This is a genomic window from Cupriavidus sp. CuC1, assembly GCF_044627735.1.
GTDB classification, from domain to species: domain Bacteria; phylum Pseudomonadota; class Gammaproteobacteria; order Burkholderiales; family Burkholderiaceae; genus Cupriavidus; species Cupriavidus ulmosensis.
The window spans coordinates 1-26,427 of record NZ_JBIUHC010000066.1 but is presented as its reverse complement, the minus strand read 5'-3'; the positions used below and the strand labels follow the sequence as shown (position 1 = coordinate 26,427).

Below are 26,427 nucleotides of genomic sequence, written 5' to 3'. Positions count from 1 at the left end.
GTTATGCCCACTCCATGACGGAGCAATTGCCTCTGGGAAAAGTTGATTCCTTGCCGAATTGATGCAGGATTCTCTCTATGACGTCGGCATAGATATTGCATGGTTATTTCGTCGTTTCAAATCGATTTCGGAGTGAAATTGAGTCAGGAAAAGGGGGGATTTCAATGGGAAAAAAGATTGTTCGTCTGGTAACTCTAGTGCTATCCATGTTCGTATTAGCTACTAGCGGGAATGTTGTGATGGCGCAGCAATATCCGATCAAGCCGATCAAGTTGATTGTGCCGTTTCCACCCGCTGGTGCGACGGATGTGATGGGTCGTGCCATCGCCCAGAAGTTGTCGGAAGGTCTCGGCCAAACGGTATTGGTGGAGAACCAGCCTGGTGCAGGGAGCACCATCGGAACAGACTTGGTTGCCAAGGCTACTCCCGATGGCTACACATTGCTGTTGGCATCCGGCTCGCTTGCTATTGCGGTAAACCTTTACAGCAAGCTTGGCTTCGACATGATGAAAAGCTTCGCGCCTGTTTCGCTGGTTGGCCATGTGCCGCACATGCTGGTAGTGCACCCATCTGTCCCGGCAAATTCGGTCAAGGAACTTATCGCCCTGGCCAAAGCAAAACCTGGACAGTTAACGGCGGCTTCCCAAGGAAATGGCACCCCGTCTCATTTAGAGCTTGAATTGTTCATGACTGCTGCCGGAATAAATATGCTGCACGTCCCTTATAAGGGTAGCAATAATGTGATGCCGGACCTACTGGCGGGGAACGTTTCCGTTTTTTTTGACAGCGTTCCTTCGTCCATGCCGTTAGTGAGAAATGGAAAACTGAAGGCGCTGGGGGTCGTGGGCGATAAACGCTTGCCTACGAGTCCAAATATCCCAACTCTTGCCGAAGCCGGTCTGCCCGGTTTCGACGCCAAAAACAGGTTCGCATTGCTTGCTCCCGCTGGCACGCCGAAAGAGATCGTCCAATTGCTGAACACACAGATGGCGAAGGTGGTTGCAGCGCCCGATTTGGTGGCGCGTCTGGGTAGTCAGGGCGCCATCTTGGAGGCTAGCACACCGGAGCAGCTCGCCGCGATGATGAAAACGGATGTGGCAAAGTGGGCGAGAGTGGTTAAAGACGCGAACGTGCGCGCTAATTGACTGGGGTGGCTTCGATGGTGCCGATATCCGCAGGGCGACACGCGAGTCGATGATGCATGCATGCGCTTGTTCGCTACGGCTTGCACCATAGAGGCACCAAGCACAGAAATGCTCGCAACCATTTGTCATTAGCCTATAGGGATTCTTTCCAAATCGTAAGCGCGCGCACGCTGCGCGGCTTCGTTCACGTAAAGTTCGGACGAGGACTGCGCTCGATCCAGACTTCGCAGCCGGAGAGCCATCGCTGGGGTTGTCGCCGCTGTATTTGAAAGAGAATTTCAACGTTATCAAGCAGATCGATGCATTGGGCATTATTGTCGTGCCTGTCGAGCAGAACGCGCGGCAAACGTTCGCTATTTCGCACTACGGCTACGTGCTGTCGCAGGGACGCGCCGTGGTACAGGGTACGTCTGAGGTACTGGCAAGCAATGACGAAGTGCGCTTGGCATATTTCGGCTAATGGAGAACTTGCATGAACGATTTCCTGGCACTGTCCGCGCGGGAACTGGCGGCACGCATGGTGAGGCGCGAACTCAGCGCTGAGGCGGTGGTAAGCGCATATATCGAACAGATTGAGGCGACTGAGCCCGGCATACTTGCCTGGCAGTATTTCGATCCGGATCTGGCTTTGCAGCAAGCACGGCTACTCGATGCGGGTCCCGCTAAGGGTACGCTGCACGGACTGCCAATCGGGGTGAAGGACCTGATGGATACCTCCGATATGCCCACCACCTACGGCTCGCCCATCTACGCGGCGCATCGGCCAGCCATGGATGCCGCCTGCGTTGCTGCGGCGCGCGCAGCCGGCGCCGTGGTGATGGGCAAGACCGTCACCACCGAGTTCGCGACCTTCCAGCCCGGCGTCACACGCAATCCGCGCGCGCCTGCGGACGCACCGCGCACGCCAGGTGGTTCGTCCAGCGGCTCGGCGGCGGCAGTGGCGGCGGGCATGGTGCCGATCGCCTTCGGCACGCAGACCGCAGGATCGATCGTGCGTCCCGCCGCTTATTGCGGTGTGGTGGGCTACAAGCCGACTTACGGCACTCTGCCGTCGGCCGGCATCAAGTCGCTCGCGCCAAGCCTGGACACCGTGGGGGCGCTGGCACGCACGGTGGACGATGCCGCTTTCTTCATCGGGTCGCTCGCGCGCCTGCCGCTCGCGCCGCCAGCGGGGCAGGCTGTACGGTTGCGCGTCGGCATTTGCCGCACGCCACACTGGAGACGCGCAAGCGACGACAGCCGTCGCGCGCTCGACGACGCCGCGCGTTTCCTGGAGAGCCAGGGGGCCGTGTTGGGCGATCTCGTGCTGCCTGGGGTATTCGACGAACTGACGCAAGCCCGGATCGACATCATGGCTTACGAAGCGGCCGCCGCGTTCGCGCCGGAGATGCGCGTGCACCGCGAAGGTTTCAGCAGCGCATTTGCCGCGCTGCTGGCCGCGGGCAGCAGCATCGATGGCAGCGGTTACTTCACAGCCCAGGCCCTTGCGGCTGCCGCGCGCAGGACATTCGAGGCCGTGTTCGATACCGTCGATATCGTCCTCGCGCCGAGCGCCGAGGGCGAGGCGCCGGCAGGCTTGGCAGCTACCGGCGACCCGATCTTCAACCGCATGTGGACCCTGCTGGGCAATCCCTGCGTTCATGTGCCCATCGGCATGGGTGGGCACGGCATGCCGGTGGGTGTGACGCTGATCGGCCCGCTCCGCGACGACGCACGCGTACTGGCGGCCGCGCATGCGCTTGAGCGCAGCATGGCGTGACAAGGCGTGATGGAGCAGAATTGCAGGAAAGCGCTTCCTTAATGCCTTACCTCGCTTCAGCGGCTTGCTGCTGGAAACGCTACCTATACGCTCTGGCGGCAGTCCGGTCGGGTCCCAGGGCTTTCTCCTGGGAAAGAAGTTGAGCCAGTATCCCTTTGAGGGGTGAGGAAGCTCCCGAGCATCGCAAGCCCAACCAGCGCGAGAACCGCACCGAGTTCGAAGTCCGCTGGAATGCCAAGCCGGTCCACGACGCCGCCGCCGAGAGACGAACCAACCGCGATCGCGACGGCATCCGTCAACCGCGCCGATGTACCAGGAAACGCCGGCCTGACCGGGATACACTTGGTCAGGCTGTCTAAGAAGTCCGGGGCGGGCTCGGCACCATAGCATCGGTTCATGCTTTGCGCTGGCAGCGCTGCAAATATGGCGCTAAGCCCAGGTTGTCGACAGGGTCTACTCGCATTGGACCACGCGATGTCTAGGCAGACCCTTGCTTTCCAACCGGCAGGCCTCGCTTGACTAGGTTCGCCATTAGTGCGCCGATGCCGAATGTCCACGGCGTTGCTTGGCTGCTGTGAGTGACCACGTTGTGTAGCCCGCCAAGCTGTTCATTGCGGATGCTCACGCGGTCGCCCAGCTTGTGGGTGAAGCCGCCGCCGGGGTGGTCGCGGTCCTCTGTGGGCGCGAAGAGCGTGCCGAGGAACAGCAGGAAGCCGTCCGGATACTGGTGATTGGCGTTGAGCGTCTGGCCGACGATGTCGGCCGGGTCGCGGCTGATCTGGTTCATGGAGCTGGCGCCGCGCAGGGTGTAGCCGTCGTCGCCGGCCACTTCCAGGTTGACCACGCAGGCGCGGACGTCGTCCAGGGTGAAGTGTTCATCGAACAGGCGGATGAAAGGGCCGATGGCGCACGAGGCGTTGTTGTCCTTGGCCTTGCTGAGCAGCAGGGCGCTGCGGCCTTCGAAGTCGCGCAGGTTGACGTCGTTGCCGAGGGTGGCGCCATGGATGCGGCCGCGGCTGTCGACGGCCAGCACCACTTCGGGCTCGGGGTTGTTCCATTCGGACTTCGGGTGGATGCCGATGGCGGCGCCGGACCCGACGCTGGCCAGCACGGGCGCTTTGGTGAAGACTTCCGCGTCCGGCCCGATCCCGACTTCCAAGTATTGCGACCACATGCCTTGTTCGATCAGGAGCTGCTTCAGGCGCATAGCTTCGGGCGAGCCGGGGCGGATGGCGCGCAGGTTGTCGCCGATGGTGGCCTGGACGATCTGGCGCACGCTCTCGGCCTTGACGGGGTCGCCGGCGGCCTGCTCTTCGATCACGCGTTCGATCATGCTGGCGGCAAAGGTTACGCCGGCAGCCTTGATCACCTGCAAATCAGCAGGCGCCAACAGGAAGGGGCGTGCCGGTTCCGGCGCGCCGGTGCTGTTGTCGAGCAGGTCTTGGATGCTGCAGACTAGGCGCCCCTGCACGCTGCGCACGGCTTGCAGGGGGGAATCGTTTTCCAGAAGCTGGCTAAGGGTGGCGAAGGAGCGGGACAGGTCGAACACGCCGTCGGCGCGCAACGCCACGGGCGAGGGGCCGGCGATCTCGCCGGGAATCCAGGCGCGGCCGATCAGGGTGGCGCGTTCCCAGTCTTCGGGCAGGGAGTTGGAAAGCGTGAGTTGCACGTGGGGCATGGGTCGTCTACCGGTCTTGCGGTCTGAGAGGGTACAGGCGCTCCACATTAAAGAGGGCTGCTGATAAACTCCAATGACAATTTTTCAACATTCGATAATGCTGGGTTATCAAATCCGGCATATTGCATCCATGGCCGACCTCGCTTTCTCCCATCTCTGCAATTGGCTCCGTTTCAAGCATCTGGTGCTGATCGACACGCTGGCACGTACCAGCAACATGCACGCCACGGCCGAGCAGATGAACATCAGCCAGCCAGCCGTCAGCAAGATGCTGCGCGAGACTGAGAACCTGCTTGGCTTCGCGCTGTTCCAGCGCCTGCCTCGCAGCATGCCGCCCACCGAGCTGGGGGCGCAGGTGGTGCGTTTCGCGGAGATGGCGCTGAACGACGCGCACCGCTTCCTCGACCAGATGAACCGGCTGCGCAGCGGCGGGCATGGCTTTCTGAAAGTGGGCACCATCTTTGCGGCCACCTCCCTGGTGCTGCCGGAGGCCATCGTGAAGATCAAGGAACGTTACCCGCTGCTGTCCATCGAGGTGGTGGAACACACCAGCGACCACCTGCTGGAGATGCTCGAACAGAAGGAGCTCGACCTGGTGGTGGCGCGTTTCACCGAGGAGCGCCAACGGCAATTGTTCGCCTTCCAGCCGCTGGAGCCAGAGCCGTTCTGCATGGTGGTCAACAGCCGGCATCCCCTGTGCGTCATCACGCCGACCCCGCTGGAGCAGCTCGGCGACTGGCCATGGATCCTTTACCCGCAAGGCACGCCGATCCGCGCGCGCATGGAGCGGGCGTTCGCCGATGCCGGGATCCCGTCGCCGGCCAACACCGTGGAGACCATCTCGATGCATACCTTCCTGCAGGTGCTGCAGTCCGGGCCGATGATCGCCATGCTGCCGGAGTCCATGGTCCAGATGCATATCCAGGGCGGCTTGCTGAAGCGGCTCGACACTTCCCTGGTGCTCACGCCGCAGGACTACGGCATCCTGACGCGCAAGGATGAGCCGCTCACCGGTTCGGCCCGGGAGTTCGCCTCGATCCTGCTGCAGGGGGCGACGGGTGGAATGGCTGGCGGCATGGCGGACGATGCGGCGGCGCCGGCCTGATTTCGATAGCGTGAGGTTATTGTTCAATCCAAATTTATCATTGGGAAGGTATCGGGCGTCCCTCTAGAATGGGGGCCGTGGAAGTGCCGCAACGCGCGCCTCCAGACAAAAACGATAGCCCCCCGGATGTGCCCCGGGCAGAACGTTGGGGGCGCCATCCGAGGAGCCCCCCCAATGCAATCCATGGCCCAGCCCATTGCCGCTTGGCCGGCAATCGACAGACTCTGCGCTTTCGCCCGCTTGAAGCCGTAGCCAGCCGCCGCCGGTCCGGCTGCAGCTGGAGCAAACCGCGTCGACTTTGGCTCCGCACGGGCCTCGCACAAGGCTATACGCCGGCGCCATTCGTCCGGCCGGCATTGACCTGAGCCGGCAACCCGCAACCCGCTTTCACGCTTCATGCCCGGGGCGCACGCTTGCGCGCCCGGTACATCCCGGTACATCCCGGTACATCATATCGAAGGAGATTAATATGTCGGACAACGCCGGCTACAACTACATCGGTGGCGGCCGCAGCGCGGCCGGATCCGTCATCTTGCGCAGCCTGGACGCCACCACCGGCGAGGTGCTGCCGCAGCGCTTCATCCAGGCTACGGTGGAGGAAGTGGATGCCGCCGCCAACGCCGCGGCCGCAGCATTCCCGGCCTATCGTCGCTTGCCTGCCGAGCGCCGCGCGCAGTTCCTGGATGCCATCGCCGATGAGCTGGATGCGCTGGACGAGGCGTTCATCGCCATCGTCTGCCGCGAGACCGCGTTGCCGCCCGCGCGCATCCAGGGTGAGCGCACCCGCACAAGCGGGCAGATGCGCTTGTTCGCGCGCGTTCTGCGGCGGGGCGATTTCCTCGGTGCCCGCATCGACCGTGCACAGCCGCAGCGCACGCCGCTGCCGCGCGTGGACCTGCGCCAGTGCCGCATCGGCGTTGGTCCGGTGGCAGTGTTCGGCGCGAGCAATTTCCCGCTGGCGTTTTCTACCGCCGGCGGCGATACGGCCGCCGCACTGGCGGCCGGCTGCCCCGTGGTGTTCAAAGCGCACAGCGGCCACATGGCCACGGCGGAACTGGTGGCGGATGCCATCCTCCGCGCCGCCGGGCGTACCGGCATGCCTGTTGGCGTGTTCAACATGATCTTCGGCTCGGGTGTCGGCGAGACGCTGGTGAAGCATCCGGCCATCCAGGCAGTGGGCTTCACCGGATCACTCAAGGGCGGCCGCGCCCTGTGTGACATGGCCGCAGCGCGTCAGCACCCGATCCCGGTGTTTGCCGAAATGAGCAGCATCAACCCGGTTGTGCTGTTGCCCGGCGCGCTGCAGGCGCGCGGCGACAAGGTCGCCGGCGAGTTGGCGGCCTCGCTGGTGCTGGGGGCAGGGCAGTTCTGCACCAATCCGGGCCTGGTGATCGGCATCCGCTCCGCTGAGCTCAGCGCCTTTCTCGAGCGCTTCTGCGGGCTGCTGCGGGACGTGGCCCCGCAGACCATGCTCAACACCGGCGCGCTGGCCAGCTACAGCCATGGCCTGGAGGCATTGCTGGCGCACCCGGGCGTGACGCGCCTGGCGGGCAGCGAGCAAGAAGGCCACCAAGCGCATGCGCAGGTCTTCAAGGCCGATGTCAGCCTCCTGCTGAAGGGCGACGCGCTGCTGCAGGAGGAAGTCTTCGGCCCGGCGACGGTGGTGGTGGAGGTGGCTGACCGGGAAGAACTGATGCGCGCCTTGCACGGCCTGCGCGGCCAGTTGACTGCCACGCTGATCGGCGAGCCGGCGGACCTGCTGGCGTCCACAGACATCCTCGCGCTACTGGAAGAGAAGGTTGGCCGCCTGCTGATCAACGGCTACCCGACGGGCGTGGAAGTGTGCGACGCCATGGTCCACGGCGGCCCCTATCCGGCCACCTCCGACGCGCGCGGCACCTCGGTGGGCACGCTGGCCATCGATCGTTTCCTGCGGCCGGTCTGTTTCCAGAACTTCCCCGACGCCTTGCTCCCCGACGCACTCAAGAACGCCAACCCGCTAGGGATCGAGCGCTTGGTGGACGGCGTGGAGACGCGCGAGGCCCTGGCTTGAGCGCTTGGGCTATCACACCACCACCACGAGAGCGGACAAAGCAAAGGCAGGAGGAGATTCGATGCAAACTGAACTGAACACCGGCCGCTACGGCCACGACGCGCTGCTGGCGTTCGTCGAGGGCCTGTTCGACAAGGCCGGTGCGCAAGCCGAACTGGCCTCGGTGGTCGCCCGCACGCTGGTCGAGGGCGATCTGCTGGGCCATTCCACCCACGGCACCAACCTGGTCAACGGCTACCTCGGCAGTATTCTGGACGGGCACGCCATTGTCGACACCATGCGGTTTCGCACGCTGTCGCAAAGCGCATCGTCTGCCCTGTTCGACGGCAACTACGTGCTCGGCCCGTATTGCGTGAGCCGGGCGCTGGACTTTGCCTGCGAGGCGGCGGCCAGCCATGGCATCGGCATCGCGGTGGTCCGGCGCTCGCACCATATCGGCTGCCTTGCCGCCTACCTCCAGCGCGTGACGGATCGAGGGCTGGTCCCGCTGATCTATTCGTCAGATCCGTCGGTGGCCTCGGTCTCAGCCCACGGCGGCATCGAGCCGCTGTTCACGCCGAACCCGATCGCGGTCGGCATTCCCACCCGGCAGGTGCCGGTGCTGATCGACGTGAGCATGTCCACCATCACCAACGGCTTCGTCAACAAGACACGCAACGCCGGCGAGAAGCTGCCGCAGCCGGTGCTGATGTCAAACCAGGGCGTGCTCACCGATGACCCGGAAGCCTTCTTCTCCACGCCGCCCGGCAGCATCCTGCCGCTGGGCGGGCGCGCGTTCGGCCACAAGGGCTTTGCCCTGGGCCTGATGGTGGAGGCGCTGACCTCGGGCCTCGCCGGCCACGGCCGCAAGGACAAGCCCGACGCATGGGGCGCATCCGTGTGCACGATGGCCATCGACCCGGCCTTCTTCGGTGGGCTCGAGAGCTTTACCGAGGAGTCGTCTCACCTCGCGGATCAGGTTTGCGCCAGCACGCCGGTGGATGCCGGGCGGCCGGTGCGGCTACCCGGGGCCGCGGGCCTGGCGCGGCGCGAGGCGCAGTTGCGCGATGGCGTGAACCTGCCCGGTTTCGTGGTGGCCAGCCTGCAGGCCGCCGCGCAGAGGATGGGGGTCAAGGAGTTCCCCGCAACGCTCAGTCGATAAAGGCCCGCACGGGCCAGACCCATACTCCATATCAAGGAGACACATTAATGAGAAAAATTAAAAGCTATCAGACTGTCGCGGTCGTGTTCCTGTTCTTCATCGGCGTGGTGAACTACCTGGACCGCAGCGCGCTGTCCATCGCCAACACCTCGATTCAGAAAGACCTGTCAATCAGCCCGTCGGAGATGGGCATCCTGCTGTCGGCGTTCTCGATCGCCTACGCCTTCTCGCAACTGCCCATGGGCATCATCATCGACCGCCTGGGCAGCAAGATCGCCCTGGGTGCGTCGCTGATCTTCTGGTCCGTCGCCCAGACCGTGTTCGGCTTCGCCAGCGGCTTCGGCAACTTCATCGGCCTGCGCGTGCTGCTGGGCATCGGGGAGGCGCCGGTGTTCCCATCGGCGGCCAAGGCGCTGGCCGAATGGTTCGACGCGGAGGAACGGGGCACGCCCACGGGCCTGGTGTGGTCGTCCACCTGCATCGGCCCCTGCGTGGCGCCGCCGCTGCTGACGCTGTTCATGGTGCACTTCGGCTGGCGCGGCATGTTTGTCATCAGCGGTGTCCTAGGGCTGGTGCTCGCCAGCTGCTGGTTCGTGTTCTACAAGAGCAAGGCCGAATACATGGCCAGTAGCGGCCGCGCCGAGCCGGTGAGCGCGCGGGCCGCGCGGCCGAGCATGTCCGAGCAGCTGGCCGACTGGGCAATGCTGTTTCGCCGCGGCACCACTTGGGGTGCATTCCTCGGCTTCATGGGCGTGATCTACATGCTCTGGCTGCACCTCACCTGGCTGCCCGGGTATTTCGAGAAGCAGCACGGCATGGACCTGTACAAGACCGCATGGGTGGTCTCGCTGGCCTACCTGTTCGGCGCCATCGGTACGGTGGTCGCCGGACGCGCATGCGACCTGCTGGTGCGGCGTGGCATGAGCATCCTGGGCAGCCGCAAGTTCACCATCATCGCCGGCTTGCTGACGGCGGCGGGCTTTACCCTGATGGTGGCCTTCGTGACCAATGTGGTGGGCTGCGTCGTGCTGCTATGCCTGGCGCTGTTCTCCATCAACATGGCCAGCGCTACGGCCTGGATGATCGTCAACACCGTCATATCGTCCAGGCGCGTGGCTTCGTTCGGCTCGATCCAGAACTTCGGCGGCTACCTGGCCGGCTCGGTCGCGCCCATCGTCACCGGCTTCAGCGTGCAGTACAGCGGCTCGTTTTCTTTGGCGTTCGTCATCAGCGCGGCGGTTGCCGTGGCGGCGGCGCTGGCTTACTTCGTGCTGCTGCGCGAACCGATCCAGGAGGCAGTGCCGGCGCTAGCCTGAATCGTGGAGGGCCCTGGTGGCCGCGACGTGCCGCGCGGTCGCCGTGCCGGCCGGCTTGCGAGGTCTGCATGAGCGCTGGCCCCGGGCCGGATCATTCGTTTTTGGTGGTCGTCCTACCGCCATCGTGCGGGCCGAACTCGAGGCAGCGCAGCGAGCGTGGTGCTACAAGAGAAGCTGGACGCCACGCGCCTGGCCCACGCTGCTACGCAGACCAGTACCGCCTGTTGCTTCGTGTCGAACGTCCGGTGAACGCACGCAGTCACACAAATGCGGACACCCCGTCTCAGGTCAGAAACTCTCTGTATCCACCTCGCTGTTGCCCTGCGGATTGTAGCGGCTGCCCACCACGGTCCGCTGGTTGATCAGTGACTCCAACCGGGCCATGGCATCTGCGCTGAGCTTCACATCGATCGCCCCGAGATCATCCAATAAGTGCGCCACGCTGGTGGTGCCAGGGATCGGAATGATGTCATTGCCACGGTGCAACAGCCAAGCCAGCGAGAGCTGTGCCAGTGAGCAACCGACGTCGCGGGCGATGGCCTTGTAGCCGTCCAGCAGCGACAAGTTTGCGGCGTAAGCCTCGGGCGCAAAGCGCGGCATGGAGCGGCGGATGTCCTTGGCGTCGAGCAAGGCTATGTCGGTCAGTTCACCGCACAAAAAGCCGCGCGCCAGAGGGCTGAAGGCGACGAGGGCCACGCCAAGCTCGCGGCAGGCCTCTAGTACGGCGATTTCCGGGTTGCGCGTCCACAACGAATATTCGGTCTGCAGCGCGGTGATGGGATGTACGTTGTGGGCTTTGCGCAGCGTTGTTGCCGACACTTCCGAGAGACCGATGGAGCGGACATAACCCTTGCGCACCAGATCGCTTAGGGCGCCCACGCTTTCCTCGATGGGTACCTTTTTGTCCCAGCGGTGCAGGTAGTACAGGTCGATCACGTCGGTACGCAGGCGCTTGAGCGCGGCTTCGCAGGTGGCCCGGATGGTCTGTGGGCGGCCGTCGATGACTCGCACGGGCTTGCCATCGCCACTGATGTCTACGCCGGTCATGCCGCACTTGCTGGCCAGGGTGAACTGGTTGCGGTGCTTGGACAGGACGTTGCCGACCAGCGTCTCATTTGCTCCAAAGCCGTACAGGGCGGCCGTGTCAAAAAAATTGACGCCAGCATCCAGAGCGGTCAGCAGTACCTTTGCGGCTTGCTCGGGCGATGGTGGCACGCCGTAGGCGTGGCTCAGGTTCATGCAGCCCAGACCGATGGAGCTTACGTTGAAGGTGCCGAGTTTGCGTTGTTGCATTGGATGATCTTCCTAAAAAAGGGGTGCCCCCGATACGGTGACCATTGACAGGAGCACCGCCAACCTGGCCGCACTGCGTGACATCAACTCCGAACGGGAGGCACCCATCGTCATTCGGCAGTTCAAATACCCGAGCAACATCGTCGAGCAGGATCATCGGGCCATCAAGCGCGTGATTCGGCCGATGCTGGGATTCAAGGATTTCAGCTGCGCCAGCATCCTTCTGGGCGGCATCGAACTGATGCACATGATCGCCGAGGGTCAGATGCGGCGCTCCGAGAGGAGCACTGCGTCCGCTGCTCAGCAATTCTACGCGCTGGCAGCATAAGCAAAACCACTCCCGCGGAGTTCGGCCGACTACGCACCCCTATCGCGACAAAACCCTCCAATGTCCATCGCTTCCCGTTCGGTAGCAACGCTAATTTTGGCGATGGGCATCGTCACGACAGCTCAGCGACTGTATTTGCCGATGACGCTCTGGCCACCAAGCGCGTGCCCCTTGAGCGCCGACATGAGTTCGTCCCTGGTCAATCCAGGCGGCAGTGCGGACGGCGCGAGATCCGTCGCGACCACGGTCAAAGTGTAATGGTGTGGTGCGTCACCCGCCGGCGGGCAGGGCCCGCGATATACGACCTCGCCACTGACGTTCTTGCCGATGGTGGCGCCATGGCCGTCGGTCTGGCCTTCGCCCTCCTTGAGCTGCCCACGATCTGCGGCGATGTTGTACGCAACCCAATGTGAAACGCCAAGCCCCAGCGCGCCGTCGGGATCGGAAAGCAGTACGGCAACCGACTTGGCACCGGCAGGCAGGTTCGACCAGGACACCTGCGGAGAAACGCCCTTGCCGCCGCAATCGGACGTATCGTTGCCGTGGAACACAGGAATCGTCGCGCCATCCGCGAACGACGCGGAAGACACGTGCATGCCTGCCGCTTGCGCGATGCCCATACCGAAAAAAAGCAATGCGCCTGCTAGCGGCGCGAAGCCCCTTTTAACCAGTTTCATTCGTACATCCTCCTATGAAATGAGTGGAATGTATGCCGAGCGTGCCAGGCAAGGTGCGGCTATACCCTCTGGTATCCGCGACTGCCAGCACAGCGATTCCGGGTTTACCTTGGACCAAATCGTGCGCAATGCACTTAACGTGTACGGAAGATGTCGGACGATGTTATTAGATATAACGTTAAAATATAACGACTGGGGATCTGGGATATCGGGCGCGGGGCTTCATCCCGCGTGGCGTCGGGAGACCTCAAGGACAACTTGCACTTCTGGATTCACGCAGGTCGAGGTGATACGGCCGTCGAGTGCGTCGAGCAGGTTGCGGGCCGCACGTAACGCCATCGCGTCGCGTGTCTGTTGCGTCGCCGAGCCGATATGCGGCAGGGCGACGACGTTCGGCATTGTCAACAGTGGCGAGTCCGGTGGCAGCGGTTCGCGCTCGAACACGTCGAGTCCGGCGCCGAGGATGCGATGTTCCCGCAGCGCCTCGATGAGCGCGGCTTCGTCGACCACCTGGCCGCGCGCGCAGTTGACGAGGATCGCCGTTCGCTTCATCTGGCGGAGTTCTGCCGCGCCGATCAGGCGCTCGGTCGCGGCGGACAATGGCACCAGCAGGCACACGAAATCGGCCTGCGCTAGCAGTTCCGGCAACGTGCGCCATTGCGCACCGTAGGCTTCTTCCGCTTCGTGATTGCGTGTGCGATTGCAATACAGCACGTCCATTCCGAAACCCAGCGCCGCGCGTCGCGCGAGGGCGCTGCCGATGCGTCCGAGCCCGACGATGCCGAGCGCCTTGTGATGAACGTCGACGCCGAACTGAGCCGCTCCGACCGACGCACGCCATTCGCCGCGCCGCGTCCATTCGGCGAGTTCGACGACACGCCGCGCGCTCGCGAGCAGCAGGGTGAACGCGAGATCCGCGGTGGTTTCAGTCAATTCGTCGGGCGTGTTGTTGAGGACGATGCCGCGCCGCGTCAGGTCCTCGACATCGAATGCATCGAATCCGGCGGAAATGGTCGATGCTGCTTCCAAAAATGGTGCGGCGTCAAGTAGCTCCGGCGTGATCTTCATGTGGTTGCCGAGGATGCCATGTGCCCGCGCGAGCGCTTCGATCAACGGCGCGCGGCTTGCGGCAGCAACCTGTTCGACCTCGATCACGTCATGCTGTTCGCGCAACAGCGCGAGCACGCTCTGCGGCACCTTCCGGTACACGACGATTCGTTTTCTCATCGGGGGCTCCTCTGAGCGCCGGTGATATTCAAGCAGCGGCACATAGATTTATAGGGAAGCGGAATATGAAATTCCCGGAAGCAACCGCCAGAAGTTGCACGAGAAGTACGCATCCCACCAGAAGCGATTCAGGTCGGCCATCGAAACCCTTTGACCAGTCCCAGGGCCGGCGCATCTTCTTGGCGGTGTCCGGCAGGTCGCGGCGGGTCAGGTCGACACCCACGCCGTAGCCCCAGACCAGATCCTGCGCTTGCTCCGGCTTGAGGTTGGCGCCACCCTTGCCGATCGCCACCACCAATTCGATCTCGTGGTGGAGGTTGTCCGTCAGCGACGGATAGGGCACCGTCCCTTCGGCGGCCACGACGGCGTCCGCGGGTTTGGTGAAGAAGAACGGCGGCTCGCGGTCCGGGTCATTGCCCATCTCGCGGGCGTGCGCGGCGTAGTTGCGGCCGACGCAGAACACGCGGCGGATGGGAAGCGGGCGCTGCTGCCGGCCACGGCGACGCTCGCCTGCTCGGCGGGCTGGATAACAAATTCGGTCATTTCGGTGTCTGTTTCCGTGCGGGCCAACGTGGGCCCGTGCACGAGGAGGAATTAATTACTTGGCGAAAACCTGGCTGAGGTCGCCGAACGCCTTGAACTCCAGCGCGTTGCCCGACGGGTCGAGGAAGAACATGGTCGCCTGCTCGCCAACCTGTCCTTTAAAGCGCACATGCGGCTCGATCACGAACTTCGTATTAGCGGCGCGCAGCTTGTCCGCCAGCGCTTCCCATTCTTCCATCGGCAGGATCGCGCCGAAATGCCGCACCGGCACCTCGTCGCCATCGACCGCGCTGGTCGCGCGATGGCCGCATTCTTCCGGCGCCAGGTGGGCGACCACCTGGTGGCCGTAGAAATTGAAATCTATCCAGGCATCGGAGCTGCGGCCCTCGGGGCAACTCAGCAGTTCGCCATAGAAGTGGCGGGCTTCGCTCAGGTCGTGAACGGGAAATGCCAGGTGAAACAGCGGAGTTGCGTTCATGAGAAGGGTCTTTTTTTCGCGCGGGATGGAGAAGTGTTGCGGTGTTCCGGTTGCACAGATTGTAGTCAGCAGAACTCGTAATATGAAACGAATTATTTCTGTTCTAAGAATCAAAAGTTTCGATAGAAGATCAGCTACTTCTGCACCTTCCTTGTCGTCGCGGAAGCCGCCTCTTTCTCCGCCGCCGGCGCGCGGCTTGCCGCCGTGAGCACTTAGGCACGCCGGCTGGAGGAGGACCTGGGATACAGTTTGTTCGATCGCGCTGGCAAGTCGATCGCGCTGAGCGAGGAGAGCCGCAGGCTGCTGCCAGAAGCCTCCGCTTCGTCGAGCTCTATGAAGCGCCTTCTTCGTGAACGCGGAACTTCTTTTCTGCCGCTGCGATCATCTCAACCACCCGAATCGAAGGTATCACGCTTCATGGCCATGCGCATCAGCGTCAACACAATCAAAACGATGACAAGGAAGCCGAGCATGCCGGCAAGCAGGATGGTCGTCATAGTCTCCTCCAGATATTCAGTAGCCTCGACGATGTTTCGCGTCGTATTGACCTGGCACGTCTGTGCCCGGCCAACGCAGACGAGATATCGCGCTCATCGAGCCGACTGGTCGCTTGTGCTTGATGGCTCCGGATAAGCCGCACCTCGACGCCTCGTCTCCAATTGGGGGTAAATCCGGCACGAACAACGACACTCAGTGAATAGGCCGTCCCGATGCCGTGGCCCGTGTACCCGCCCCTCCTCTCGCCAAGGCCGACTCTAACGCATGTGCAAGACGCGGAAAGGCGTCGAGTGTTCTATGGACGCTTCGATATTCAGTACCCCGATCCTGCCGTCAAGGTCGACCAGCATCCCGACATCCTGTGCCAATTCGAGGATGTTCATCTGGAGCCTATAAACCAATAAACCATAGATCTCTCGCCTGGCCTGTCGCTCATGCGGCGAGCTGGCAAGCACGCATCCCCAGCATGTCCGTCTTTGGTGGAAAGACGTTCCACGACCCGTCATCGTGCCGGAAGAAAACGATCGTCACCCATCCTTCTGGCCGCAACGTGCCAATGCGCACGTAGCGCCTTCGATCCGAAGGCGCCCGACTGAACTCGATCACACGCAACGCCGCACCAGGCCCGAACCACTTGCCGGCCTGCACGCGCACGGACTTCTTGCCGGTATGCATATCCTTCTCCTTCAACCACATTCGCCTTTGTTGGCACAGCTCCGTTTCGCGCGCCGTCAGGCGGCTATATCCTCAAGGCGTTCGCTGCGCGGTGCGGCGACTGGGCACGATAGGATTCGAGGAAACGGCAGCGAAACACCCGCTGTCAGGCACTCGATTGCACGGAGTGGTAGTCCCCGTCACCTTGGACAAGGACCGGCCTGTTACCTTATTTCGGCCCGTGCACGCGTTGCAGCCCTTTCGCGATCTGGCCCGGTAGCTGCGCCTCATCGAACCAGCACGCGAATCGTCCGGGCTTCCGGATCGATCCAGATTATGGCGCCATGCGGAACTTGCGCCGTGATGTCTGTATCGAAACCTGCCAGCATCGTCACGTCCCCCAGCGCCGCTCCCTATGCGAGGACTGTGTTGACAGTATGAACACGATCGCAGCCAGCGGCGCCATATCGCGCGACTGCATCTCGTGCAGCCTCCACAAGGTTGCGACACCACCCTTCGCCGTATCGAGCACGAGAATCTTGTCGAACGACTGGCCAGCGACCTTTTGCGCGGGGCGAGAGAAACGCCACGCAGACGATACAGCTCAGTTCATTTTTGGGATATGCGCGGATTCGATGACGCCGGTCCATTTCTTCTGCTCGCTGGCGACGAATCGCGCGAAATCTTCGCGGGTGCCGGTGCCTGCCGATGCGTTGGCGTCGGTCAACTCCTTGCGCAAGGCGTCGGACTTCAGGACTTTCTCCAGCGCGGCGCTAACCCGGTCGACGATCGGCTGTGGCGTGCCCTTGGGAAATACCAGACCGCCCCACGAGACGTTCTCGTAGCCTTTCAGTCCGGACTCGTCCAGGGTCGGCAGATTGGGATAGAGTGGAATACGCTCGCGGCTGGTGATCGCCAGCGCGCGCAGCTTGCCGCTTTTGACGAGCGGCCATGCGACCGAGGCATTGGTAAACGTGTAGTCAAGCCGGCCGCCGGCGAGGTCGGTGAGGGACGGCGGGTCGCCGTTGTACGGGATGAACAACACGTCGATGCCGGCCATCTTCTTGAATAGCTCGCCGCCCATGTGGCCACTGCTGCCGGTACCCGCCGCGGCGTATGACAGCTTGCCGGGCTCCTTCTTGGCCAGCGCAATCAGTTCGGCGACGTTCTTGATCGGGGAGTCGCCACGAACCACGAGCAGGTTGTAGATCGAGAACATGCGGCCCACGGGCACAAAGTCCCGTTGCACATCATAGGGAAGCTTTCTGAAGAGGCCGGGGTTGACGGCCAGGGTGTTGATGTTGCCATAGCCAATCGTGTACCCGTCCGGCGCGGCGCGCTTGACCATCGCCATGCCGATGTTGCCTGCGGCGCCCGGGCGATTGTCGACAACGAAGTTGGCGTTGGTCTCTCTCGCGAGGTGACTCAGCACAATGCGGCTTAGTACGTCGCCCGATCCACCGGCAGCAGAGGGAACGATCACGGTGACCGGCTTATGGGGCCACGGGTCCTCCGCCGCCTGGACGGACGAGGTGAGACTGCATGCCGCACCGAAGGCGAAAGCAGCGAAAGCAGCGAAGGCGGTCGTGAATCGCATGATGCGATTTCCGGGGGGGAAGTGAGTGTGGCGTTCGAATTTCATGGTTTCTCCTAAAGTCTTTCCCTGCCATTGCTCATGGCAAGCAGGCGGTCTGGGCAATGATTTACTCGTTTGCGTGTCAGGATTGGCCCCCTCTGCGGGTGCTACAACGGCTGGCCGCGCTGGCCAAGCCTGCCGGAGTGACGACTCGTCCGTCGCCGCGCAATTCACCAGCCATGGAAACGCTCCCAGGTCGTGAGCGTTCCGCCCTCAGCGAGCGCTCGGTACTCGGGGAACTGCGCGCCTGTTGCGCAGGCGTGGTTCGGAAGAATGCGCAGGCGCGTACCTACCGGAAAGCGATGGGAGATGTCCGCGTCGGGCCCACCTTCGCGCGACACGATGCCGTGCTCCTGGTTAGCGCCGCTCAGCAGGTAGCCTGGCACCACCGTGCCGTCTATCGTGCAGACCTGCCCATATCCATAGTCCTGCTTCTGCTTCTGGGTTCCGCGATCGCGGCTCATGGCCATCCACCCTGCGTCCACGATGATCCAACCCTTGTCACTCTGATGGCCTATCACCGTCGTCAGTACACTAAGCGCTATCTCATCCGTAGTGCAGACACCGATGTTGTTCATCACCAGGTCAAAGAGAACATAGACGCCGGCCCGCACCTCGGTTACTCCCTGGAGTTGCGCGGCGGCAAGTGCCGTCGGGGTCGAGCCGACACTAACCCCCGGGCATGGAAGGCCCGCCGCGCGCAGACGCTCCGCCGCGCGCACGCAGCCGACGCGTTCGCGCTCGGCCAAGGCCGTCAACGCCTCAGGCGTATCGAGTTCGTAGCTCGAGCCAGCGTGGGTCAACACGCCACCGAGGCGCATGCCCCCGTTCTGCAATGCGTGGCCGACCTCCATTAGCACGGGGTCTTCAGGCTGGATACCCGAGCGGTGGCCGTCGGTGTCGATCTCGATCCACACATCGAAGGCCTCACCGTTCGCTTTGCCGAACTCAGCAATCGCCTGAGCCGATACCAGGCCGTCGGTAAGTATCTTCAGATTGCAGCCGCGCCGGCGCAATGCCAGTGCCTGCGGAAGCCGGTGCGGTGCCATGCCAACCGCGTAGAAAATGTCCGTGACACCCGCGGCAAGGAAGTGCTCGGCTTCCTTGAGCGTGGAGACAGTGATTCCATGCGCGCCGGCCGCGAGCTGGGCGCACACGACAGGCGTGCATTTGCTGGTTTTTACATGCGGCCGAAACCGCACGCCCAGCATATCCATGCGCTGCTGCATCCGATCGATGTTGTGCTGCATGCGCTCCAAGTCAATAATCGCTGCAGGCGTGTCAACGGTGTGGAGGGAAAAGTACATGTCGAACGGAAAGGAAAATCGGTTGCAGGCTGGTGGGTCACGGAAATGCACGCCTGTAAAGAGCGAGCCCAAGTCCTCCGTCGCGGCGTCGGCGCGCGATGAAGGTGAGACCGGTGAATAGTAGCCACTGTAGTCAGCCAAGTCCTCTCCGTGGTTAAATGCCTGGAAATCAATTGTTAAGCTGAATTGAATGATCCGCGTCGAGGGCTCCAGTGCATGTATGGACCCGACGCCTTTTGCAAGCTTCTTTCGATGATGAGAAGTGGTCTGCACGCATGCACCCAGCTTGCCTGGTGGGCGAGTACCGAGGCACGCCCGCAGCCTCGATGAGATCCTCGCACCCTGTCCTGAGCAAATTGCCGGTCTGGAATAATCCAGCCGGCACCACAGTGCAGGTTCTGAGGGTGCTGGTTTAACTGATTTCGTCACCATGTTGGCGAAGATTCGCAAACCTGCTTTGGGTATGGTTCTGAACTCCCTATGGGCGGTGTTCGACGCAGCCGATGCGGAACTCGTGGTTGTGCGGCTTCTAAAAATTTCGGCCATACTGCCCCCCACGTCACTGCCCGGAGGCAAATAAATGGGGTTCGAATTCAACGGTAAGCGCGTCGTCGTCGCTGGTGGATCGCGTGGCATCGGCCGCAGTATTGCGCTCGGGTTCGCGCAGGCTGGCGCTGCAGTGTCTGTCTGCGCGCGCAATCTGGAAGGATTGAAAGCCATCGAGGCCGAGCTGGACGTTTATGGCCATCTGGCCCATACCGCACCTTGCGATCTCGCGGACGGCGAGGCGATCAGCGCTTACATTGCAGCAGCCGGCGAGGCGCTTGGTGGCATCGACATTTTGATCAACAACGCGTCCGGTTTCGGAGGCGGGGATACCGAAGCCGGCTGGGAGGCCGGCATCCAGGTCGACCTGTTGGCAACGGTGCGCGCAGGGCATGCTGCACTGCCATTCTTGCGACTGTCGGCCAACGCCGCGATCGTCAATGTGACGTCCATCTCAGCGCTTCGACCGTCGTCACGTACCCAGTCTTACGCGGCGATCAAGGCGGCGGTCATGCACTATACGGCTTCCCATGCGTTGACACTCGCGCCGGATCGGATCCGTGTCAACGCGGTTGCGCCAGGCTCGATCGAATTTCCCGGCGGATCGTGGGACCAGCGCAAGACTTCCGAACCCATGCTGTATGAGCGGATACTGCGTTCGGTACCGTTCGGCAGGCTCGGGACGCCAGGCGAGGTCGCCAGCGCGGTGCTATTTCTCGCCAGCTCGCACGCAGGCTGGATCACCGGCCAGACCTTGGTGGTCGATGGCGGCCAGGTGTTGACGTAAGTGCAAATACGCACACGGGGGGGCGGGCAAGGGTTCGCCGCGGAATGTAGCACTCCTGCGGCGAGCAGCACAAGCAGTCACCGTCGGGATCTCGGAATCAGATTCCGCGATTTCCGGATTCATGGCGGATTCATGGCGGTCTCATGGCTCTGAATGCAACATCGTCACATACTGCTGAATGCCAACTGCGACGGATCCCTCTGGCTTCGCTCGTTCGCTCCCGCCAGCCTCCCCGGGTTGGTGGAGCGCTATCGCAGATCGTCGGCTAGTCGAGATAGAGACGCCTCTCCTTCGGCAATTGCCGAGTTGTCTGTAACCCTGCTGCACCCGCACCCGCACCCGCACCCGCACCCGCACCCGCACCCGCACCCGCACCCGCACGTCTGCCGGTCGCGGGTGTTTTTGGGCGCTGAGCAAAACTGGCACTTTCGCACTGTCCCCGGTGGCTCACTGCGATGGCTGCCTCTATTGCGCGGCTACTCGGTATCAATCGTAGCTGCATTACGGTCGAAAGTCCTGGAGCTTGCCAGTCGAGCACCTTGCTGACTTCGTCAAGAGCACGCCCCGCGAGCAGTTGGCGCCGGAAGGAGGGGACCGTACGCTGTGGGTAAGAAATTTGACTTGTTAGAGATTCGACTTCTCTCAAGGACCGCGACCCTTCGGTAATGGTTTGCGTGCGACGGCCCGCCGCAGACCTGAATCCAGGCTGCCTCAAGTAGATGCCTTCGGCGCGGATAACCAGCGCTAGCAGCCCGCTGACTCGCGCGGCGGGGCGTCGCCAAAACCAAAATAATTCTTTTGTTAATCGATCTGACGATCGCTTTTTTCTGTTCGCCGTCTCCGTCAAACTCCGTGACCCGGGCGCTGGCTCCGACGAACGCGTGCCTGACGTTGGCGTGCTCGGGGCTCTCGGCCTTCGCCGCCGGATAGCTGCTCGACTGATCGGGGATGATTTCGTAGGCCTGTCAGGACAAACCGCCAGCGCGCGATCGCATCGTACCCTGGACGTTTTGGCCTGCGCGCGCCGATGGCCAACCTCGCGGCGCGCGGTTTGCTGGATAACGCGCTGCTTTAGACAAACACAAGCGCGCGCGAGACGTGCGCAATGCAAAAAAGACGAAGCTGCCACCTGCGGCCTCGTAGTGGAGATGAATGATGCAAGTTGAACACGTCATAGATCGTGCGCTGGCGAGCGCGGTACGCAAGGCACGCATGCGCCTCACGCCGTTCCTCGCCCTGATGTTTGCACTGTCCATGCTCGACCGGTCGAACGTCGGCTTCGTCAAGCAGGCCCTTCAGGTCGATTCGAATATCGGAAATGCGGCGTTTGCGCTTGGTGCGGGGATCTTCTTCATCGGCTATGCGGTGTTCGAGATCCCGAGCAACCTGATGCTTCATCGGGTCGGCGCGAAGGTGTGGTTGAGCCGGATCATGGTGACTTGGGGCCTGGCATCGGCCGCGATGATGTTCGCGCACGACGAGACCTCGTTCTACGTGCTGCGCTTCATCCTGGGTGTGGCGGAGGCGGGCTTTTCGCCTGGCGTGATTCTCTACTCGACGTACTGGTTCCCGGCGCGCGAGCGCGGCAAGGCACTTGGCGTCTACTATTTCGGCTTGCCGGTGGCGCTCGTCCTCGGCAGCCCGCTGTCCGGCTTCCTGCTGGAAGTCATGGGCGGGCAACTGGGGCTGCGCAACTGGCAGTGGATGTTCATCATCGAAGGCCTTGCGGCTTCGATTGCCGGCATCATCGCGTTCTTCTACCTGGTCAGCAAACCTCGCGACGCCAGGTGGCTCACGTCCAACGAGAAGAGTGCCCTGGAAGCTGCCATCGCAGCCGAAGACCGCGAAAAGATCGCGCATGGTCCGGCTACCGCCCTACACGCGCTGCGCAACTGGCAGGTGCTGCGTTTCGTCGCGATTTACTTCGCGATCCAAGTCAGTGTTTATGGAGTTATCTTCTATCTCCCGACACGGATTTCCGAGCTGACGGGCACGGCGATAGGTTCGAAGGTTGGTCTTCTCACTGCCATTCCCTGGCTATGCGCGCTGATCGCCTTGCGCTTCATCACGGGCATGGCGGATGCCAAGGGCAAGCACCGGCAATTTGCCATTGCCATGCTGGCGATGGCGGCCGCAGGCATCGCGCTCTCGACGCTTGGCCAGCACCTTGCACCGGTGCTTATTGCCTTCTGTATCGCGACGGTCGGCTTCGTGGTTGTCCAGCCGCTCTTCTGGACCCTCCCTACCGCGTATCTGAGCGGCACCGCCGCGGCGAGCGGCATCGCGTTGATCGGTGCGCTCGGCAATCTCGGTGGCTTTATCGCACCGACTTTGAAGACCGCGGTGGAGGCACTCCTTCAAAGCCAGCAGGCGGGGATGCTTGCCCTGGCGTCCGCGGGAGTGCTCGGCGTATTGCTCCTGTTAAGCATCGGCGCGCATGCACGCCGCGCATCGGCAATGCCGTTCGGCTCGTCCAAGGCGGCATCCCGCTAGAGTCCTGCATCTGAGATGCGTTGAAGAAGTAAGCGTGCCGAAAAGGGCATGGAGGTTGCCGTATGAATTTCACGATGGATAACGAAATGACAGGAACTACCGCAGCGGCCCCGGAGCCCGTCGTGCGCTTGCACCCGAACGACGATGTCGTCATCGCGCGGAGCCAGTTGGTTTCAGGCATGCAAATCGGCGCGGGCCTTCTCGTACGAGGACTGGTTCCGGCAGGCCACAAGCTCGCCGTGCGTGGTATCGCTTCCGGCGCGCCCGTGCGGCGCTATGGGCAGATCATCGGCTTCGCGACACGGGGCATTGACGCAGGCGAGCATGTCCACACGCACAATCTCGCGATGGGCGACTTCGAGCGGGACTATGCCTTCGGCGCCGACGCAGGGCCGTCGCGGGCCGCCGCGCCGTGTGCCCAATTCATGGGCATCTTGCGCGCCGACGGGCGTGTCGCGACGCGCAACTATATCGGTATCCTGACGTCGGTCAATTGCTCGGCAACGGCCGCTCGCGCCGTCGCCGACTACTTTCGCCGCGACATCCATCCGGAAGCGCTGGCGGCGTACCCCAACGTGGATGGCGTGGTCGCCCTGACGCACGGGCAGGGCTGCGCGATCGACGCGGAAGGCGAGGGCCTGGACTTGATCCGGCGCACCCTTGGCGGCTACGCGCGGCATCCGAACTTTGCCGCGGTGCTGATTGTCGGCCTGGGTTGCGAGACCAATCAGATTGATGGACTGATGGAGCGCCAAGGCCTGGCGCCTGGCGCCGCGCTGCGGACGATGACAATCCAGGCGCTGGGCGGGACGGCGCGCACGGTAGCGGCTGGCATCGAGCAGGTAAAGGCGATGTTGCCCGCAGCCAACAACGTGCGGCGCGAGCCGGTCGATGCCAGCCATCTGGTGGTCGGACTGCAATGCGGCGGGTCCGATGGCTATTCCGGCATCAGCGCGAATCCGGCACTCGGCGCGGCGGTCGATCGGCTAGTGGCGCATGGCGGTACAGCGATCCTCTCCGAAACTCCCGAGATCTATGGCGCGGAACATCTACTGACACGCCGCGCGGCGTCGCGCGACGTTGGCGAAAAACTCATCGAGCGGATCCGTTGGTGGGAGGCCTATTGCGCGCGCATGAATGCCAATATGAACAACAATCCCTCGGCAGGTAACAAGGCTGGGGGACTCACGACAATTCTCGAGAAGTCGCTCGGCGCGGTAGCGAAAGGGGGAACCACGAATCTTGTCGACGTATACCGGTACGCCGAGAGGGTCCATGCCCGCGGCCTGGTTTTCATGGATACCCCCGGTTACGATCCGGTGTCGGCAACCGGCCAGGTCGCGGGCGGTGCCAACCTGATCTGCTTTACAACCGGGCGCGGATCCGCTTACGGTTGCGCGCCGTCGCCATCATTGAAACTGGGTACCAACACCACCTTATGGCTGCGACAGGAGGAGGACATCGATATCAACTGTGGGTCGGTCCTCGACGGTACACGATCCATCGATGAACTCGGAGAAGACATTTTTCAGATCATGCTCGCCACGGCGTCAGGCCATGCGTCCAAGAGCGAGGTGCACGGGTACGGCCAGAATGAGTTCGTACCATGGCACATTGGCGCTGTTACGTAGGCGTTGCGTAGGGGGACACAGCGGGAGGGCGTTTGCTTAGGCATTTTCGACGGACGCATGAAGGCAAAGTCATCGGGCTGGGGGCGCGAGGAGTTGGAGGGATTGGACGTGGGGGATGCGAGGCGCAATGAACAAGAGAAGACGCTGGTGACGCGTAGCTGGGGTGGCCCGGGCTACTGGCCGCCGCAAACGGTCGTGGGCGATGTGCCGGTGGTCCAGTCTACGCTGTGCGTCTTCTTCAAGGACGCCGCTAGCGGGCGCCGGGTCTACCAGGTCACGGCGAATCGCCGAGGCGAGGGTTCGTCCCTGCAGGCGGCGATGTCGTACCTGATCTGCGGCGCGTTCGCCCAGTTTCCGGTTGAGAGTGGGCGGTCCCCGCGGGTGACATTGCCGCTGGACCCGAATGACATGTAGCAGGTAGCAAGCAAACAGCAACAGGCAAGGCATTGCCTGTGCGGCGGTAAAAACTGAATTGTCCGGCGAAAGGCCTTAAAGTCCTGGATGCACTTGTGGGAGGGGCTTCGCGCCGGGCTTACGTGAGCTAGATTGACGGCTCGATTTTTCGGCCCGAGCCGCCGGCGCCCGTTTTTGAGAGCTGCAATGGAAGATTCCGGCAAGCACGCCGGATACGACCGGCGCGGCTTCGGCGGGCACTGGCTGGGCCACTTCTTGGACGAGCATAATGACCAGCAAGACCGGCGGTGATGCACCGCAACATGCCCCCAACAGTCCTGAAGCGCAATTGCGCCTGGCCGCGCTGGAATACCACCGCAGCCCGACCAAGGGCAAGATCCAGGTAAACGCGACCAAGGCGCTGTCCAACCAGCGCGACCTGTCCCTGGCCTACTCCCCGGGCGTGGCCTACGCCTGCGAGGAGATCGCCAAGGATCCCGCGATGGCCGCCGAGTACACCTCGCGTGGCAACCTGGTGGCAGTGATCACCAACGGTACCGCCGTGCTCGGCATGGGCGACATCGGTCCTCTGGCCGGCAAGCCGGTGATGGAGGGCAAGGGCTGCCTGTTCAAGAAGTTTGCCGGCATCGACGTGTTCGACATCGAGCTCGATGCGCACGACCCGGACAAGATCGTCGAGATCGTGGCCGCGCTGGAGCCGACGATCGGCGGCGTGAACCTTGAAGACATCAAGGCGCCCGAATGCTTCTACATCGAGAAGAAGCTGCGCGAGCGCATGAACATCCCCGTGTTCCACGATGACCAGCATGGCACCGCCATCATCTCGGGCGCAGCGCTGCTCAACGGCCTGAAGGTGGTCGGCAAGGACATCGCCAAGGTCAAGCTGGCGGTTTCCGGCGCCGGCGCCGCGGCCATCGCCTGCCTGGACACCATGGTGAGCCTGGGCGTGACCCGCTCGAACATCTCGGTGGTGGACTCCAAGGGCGTGATCTATGTGGGCCGCGACGCCAGCATGGAGCCCAACAAGGCCCGCTACGCGCAGGAAACCGCCAACCGCACCCTGGCCGACATCGTCAACGGCGCCGACGTGTTCCTGGGCTGCTCGACCGCCGGCGTGCTGACCGCCGAGATGGTCAAGACCATGGCCGACAAGCCCATCATCCTGGCGCTGGCCAACCCGGAACCGGAAATCCGCCCGGAAGTGGCCAAGGCCGCGCGCCCGGACTGCATTATCGCCACCGGCCGCTCGGACTACCCGAACCAGGTCAACAATGTGCTGTGCTTCCCGTACATCTTCCGTGGCGCGCTGGATTGCGGCGCCACCAAGATCACGGAAGCCATGAAGCTGGCCTGCGTCAAGGCCATCGCCGACCTGGCCGAAGCCGAGCTGAACGACGCCGTTGCCGCCGCCTACGGTGGCCAGGAGCTGAAGTTCGGCCCCGACTACATCATCCCGACCCCGTTCGACCAGCGCTTGATCGAGAAGATCGCGCCGGCGGTGGCCAAGGCTGCTGAAGAGTCCGGCGTGGCAACCCGTCCGATCAAGGACCTGGAAGCCTACCGCCAGCAGCTCACCCAGTACGTCTACCACACCGGCCTGATCATGAAGCCGGTGTTCACGGCAGCCAAGGCCGCGCCCAGGCGCGTGGTCTATGCCGAGGGCGAAGAGGAGCGCGTGCTGCGTGCGGTGCAGACCGTGGTGGACGAAGGCCTGGCCC

At 62.9% G+C, this 26,427-nt stretch carries 19 protein-coding genes and 5 pseudogenes; 13 read left to right on the top strand and 11 right to left on the bottom strand.

Annotated features, from left to right (window positions below; genetic code table 11):
- Positions 1 to 164: 164 nt before the first annotated feature.
- Positions 165 to 1,145 (top strand): tripartite tricarboxylate transporter substrate binding protein, encoded by a 981-nt coding sequence (locus tag ACGLHR_RS26120; protein WP_400096965.1) that lies wholly within the window; start codon positions 165 to 167, stop codon positions 1,143 to 1,145.
- A 90-nt stretch (positions 1,146 to 1,235) separates the two neighbouring features.
- On the opposite strand, the pseudogene ACGLHR_RS26115 reads toward ACGLHR_RS26120, so the two are convergent.
- Positions 1,236 to 1,457: pseudogene (locus tag ACGLHR_RS26115) on the bottom strand (hypothetical protein); the annotation flags it as partial.
- On the opposite strand from ACGLHR_RS26115, the pseudogene ACGLHR_RS26110 reads away from it, so the two are divergent.
- Positions 1,381 to 1,605 (top strand): annotated as a pseudogene (locus ACGLHR_RS26110) (ABC transporter ATP-binding protein); the annotation flags it as partial. The pseudogenes ACGLHR_RS26115 and ACGLHR_RS26110 overlap by 77 nt on opposite strands.
- A gap of 12 nt (positions 1,606 to 1,617) precedes the next feature.
- Positions 1,618 to 2,904, top strand: coding sequence for an amidase (locus ACGLHR_RS26105; protein WP_400096963.1), 1,287 nt, complete (start codon positions 1,618 to 1,620; stop codon positions 2,902 to 2,904).
- A gap of 478 nt (positions 2,905 to 3,382) precedes the next feature.
- Here ACGLHR_RS26105 and ACGLHR_RS26100 read toward each other — a convergent pair whose 3' ends face one another.
- Complete coding sequence (locus tag ACGLHR_RS26100; RefSeq protein ID WP_400096961.1) at positions 3,383 to 4,582, bottom strand: fumarylacetoacetate hydrolase family protein; 1,200 nt, start codon at positions 4,580 to 4,582, stop codon at positions 3,383 to 3,385.
- A 130-nt stretch (positions 4,583 to 4,712) separates the two neighbouring features.
- On the opposite strand from ACGLHR_RS26100, the gene ACGLHR_RS26095 reads away from it, so the two are divergent.
- From ACGLHR_RS26095 to ACGLHR_RS26080, 4 genes are all read left to right on the top strand, one after another.
- Positions 4,713 to 5,687, top strand: coding sequence for a LysR family transcriptional regulator (locus tag ACGLHR_RS26095; protein ID WP_267600617.1), 975 nt, complete (start codon positions 4,713 to 4,715; stop codon positions 5,685 to 5,687).
- A 469-nt stretch (positions 5,688 to 6,156) separates the two neighbouring features.
- The gene (locus ACGLHR_RS26090) at positions 6,157 to 7,740 is read left to right on the top strand and encodes an aldehyde dehydrogenase (NADP(+)) (protein WP_400096959.1); all 1,584 of its coding nucleotides are present in this window, start codon (positions 6,157 to 6,159) and stop codon (positions 7,738 to 7,740) included.
- A gap of 61 nt (positions 7,741 to 7,801) precedes the next feature.
- Entirely contained in the window at positions 7,802 to 8,881 is a 1,080-nt protein-coding gene (locus ACGLHR_RS26085; protein ID WP_400096957.1) for an Ldh family oxidoreductase, read from the top strand.
- A 47-nt stretch (positions 8,882 to 8,928) separates the two neighbouring features.
- On the top strand, positions 8,929 to 10,197 hold the full coding sequence (locus tag ACGLHR_RS26080; RefSeq protein WP_400096955.1) for an MFS transporter: 1,269 nt from the start codon (positions 8,929 to 8,931) through the stop codon (positions 10,195 to 10,197).
- A 288-nt stretch (positions 10,198 to 10,485) separates the two neighbouring features.
- Here ACGLHR_RS26080 and ACGLHR_RS26075 read toward each other — a convergent pair whose 3' ends face one another.
- The gene (locus ACGLHR_RS26075; RefSeq protein WP_400096953.1) at positions 10,486 to 11,490 is read right to left on the bottom strand and encodes an aldo/keto reductase; all 1,005 of its coding nucleotides are present in this window, start codon (positions 11,488 to 11,490) and stop codon (positions 10,486 to 10,488) included.
- A 16-nt stretch (positions 11,491 to 11,506) separates the two neighbouring features.
- Between ACGLHR_RS26075 and ACGLHR_RS26070 the strand changes: the two are divergent.
- Positions 11,507 to 11,818: pseudogene (locus tag ACGLHR_RS26070) on the top strand (DDE-type integrase/transposase/recombinase); the annotation flags it as partial.
- A gap of 122 nt (positions 11,819 to 11,940) precedes the next feature.
- Here ACGLHR_RS26070 and ACGLHR_RS26065 read toward each other — a convergent pair.
- The 8 genes and pseudogenes from ACGLHR_RS26065 to ACGLHR_RS26030 all read right to left on the bottom strand — a co-directional run bounded on the left by ACGLHR_RS26065 (position 11,941) and on the right by ACGLHR_RS26030 (position 18,838).
- Positions 11,941 to 12,495 carry a YbhB/YbcL family Raf kinase inhibitor-like protein gene (locus tag ACGLHR_RS26065; RefSeq protein WP_400096951.1) on the bottom strand — a complete coding sequence of 185 codons (555 nt, stop codon included), beginning with the start codon at positions 12,493 to 12,495 and terminating at the stop codon, positions 11,941 to 11,943.
- A 222-nt stretch (positions 12,496 to 12,717) separates the two neighbouring features.
- Positions 12,718 to 13,722, bottom strand: coding sequence for a 2-hydroxyacid dehydrogenase (locus ACGLHR_RS26060; protein ID WP_400096950.1), 1,005 nt, complete (start codon positions 13,720 to 13,722; stop codon positions 12,718 to 12,720).
- Positions 13,723 to 13,861: 139 nt separating this feature from the next.
- Positions 13,862 to 14,265 (bottom strand): annotated as a pseudogene (locus ACGLHR_RS26055) (fumarylacetoacetate hydrolase family protein); the annotation flags it as partial.
- Between the two features lie 55 nt (positions 14,266 to 14,320).
- Positions 14,321 to 14,743, bottom strand: coding sequence for a VOC family protein (locus ACGLHR_RS26050; protein WP_400096948.1), 423 nt, complete (start codon positions 14,741 to 14,743; stop codon positions 14,321 to 14,323).
- Between the two features lie 930 nt (positions 14,744 to 15,673).
- Positions 15,674 to 15,916, bottom strand: a complete 243-nt coding sequence (locus ACGLHR_RS26045; protein ID WP_267600612.1) for a hypothetical protein — start codon at positions 15,914 to 15,916, stop codon at positions 15,674 to 15,676.
- A 370-nt stretch (positions 15,917 to 16,286) separates the two neighbouring features.
- Positions 16,287 to 16,427: a hypothetical protein gene (locus ACGLHR_RS26040; RefSeq protein ID WP_400096947.1), complete on the bottom strand. Its 141-nt coding sequence runs from the start codon at positions 16,425 to 16,427 to the stop codon at positions 16,287 to 16,289.
- A 72-nt stretch (positions 16,428 to 16,499) separates the two neighbouring features.
- Positions 16,500 to 17,537: a Bug family tripartite tricarboxylate transporter substrate binding protein gene (locus ACGLHR_RS26035; protein WP_400096946.1), complete on the bottom strand. Its 1,038-nt coding sequence runs from the start codon at positions 17,535 to 17,537 to the stop codon at positions 16,500 to 16,502.
- A gap of 164 nt (positions 17,538 to 17,701) precedes the next feature.
- Positions 17,702 to 18,838, bottom strand: a complete 1,137-nt coding sequence (locus tag ACGLHR_RS26030; RefSeq protein ID WP_400097005.1) for a DSD1 family PLP-dependent enzyme — start codon at positions 18,836 to 18,838, stop codon at positions 17,702 to 17,704.
- Positions 18,839 to 19,418: 580 nt separating this feature from the next.
- On the opposite strand from ACGLHR_RS26030, the gene ACGLHR_RS26025 reads away from it, so the two are divergent.
- From ACGLHR_RS26025 to ACGLHR_RS26005, 5 genes and pseudogenes are all read left to right on the top strand, one after another.
- Entirely contained in the window at positions 19,419 to 20,171 is a 753-nt protein-coding gene (locus ACGLHR_RS26025) for an SDR family NAD(P)-dependent oxidoreductase (protein ID WP_400096945.1), read from the top strand.
- A gap of 1,212 nt (positions 20,172 to 21,383) precedes the next feature.
- On the top strand, positions 21,384 to 22,664 hold the full coding sequence (locus ACGLHR_RS26020; RefSeq protein WP_400096944.1) for an MFS transporter: 1,281 nt from the start codon (positions 21,384 to 21,386) through the stop codon (positions 22,662 to 22,664).
- 62 nt (positions 22,665 to 22,726) lie between these two features.
- Positions 22,727 to 24,295, top strand: coding sequence for a UxaA family hydrolase (locus ACGLHR_RS26015; RefSeq protein WP_400096943.1), 1,569 nt, complete (start codon positions 22,727 to 22,729; stop codon positions 24,293 to 24,295).
- A 159-nt stretch (positions 24,296 to 24,454) separates the two neighbouring features.
- Positions 24,455 to 24,709 (top strand): annotated as a pseudogene (locus ACGLHR_RS26010) (DUF4136 domain-containing protein); the annotation flags it as partial.
- 268 nt (positions 24,710 to 24,977) lie between these two features.
- A partial coding sequence (locus ACGLHR_RS26005) for a phosphate acyltransferase (RefSeq protein ID WP_400096942.1) occupies positions 24,978 to 26,427 on the top strand: 1,450 nt, incomplete at its 3' end.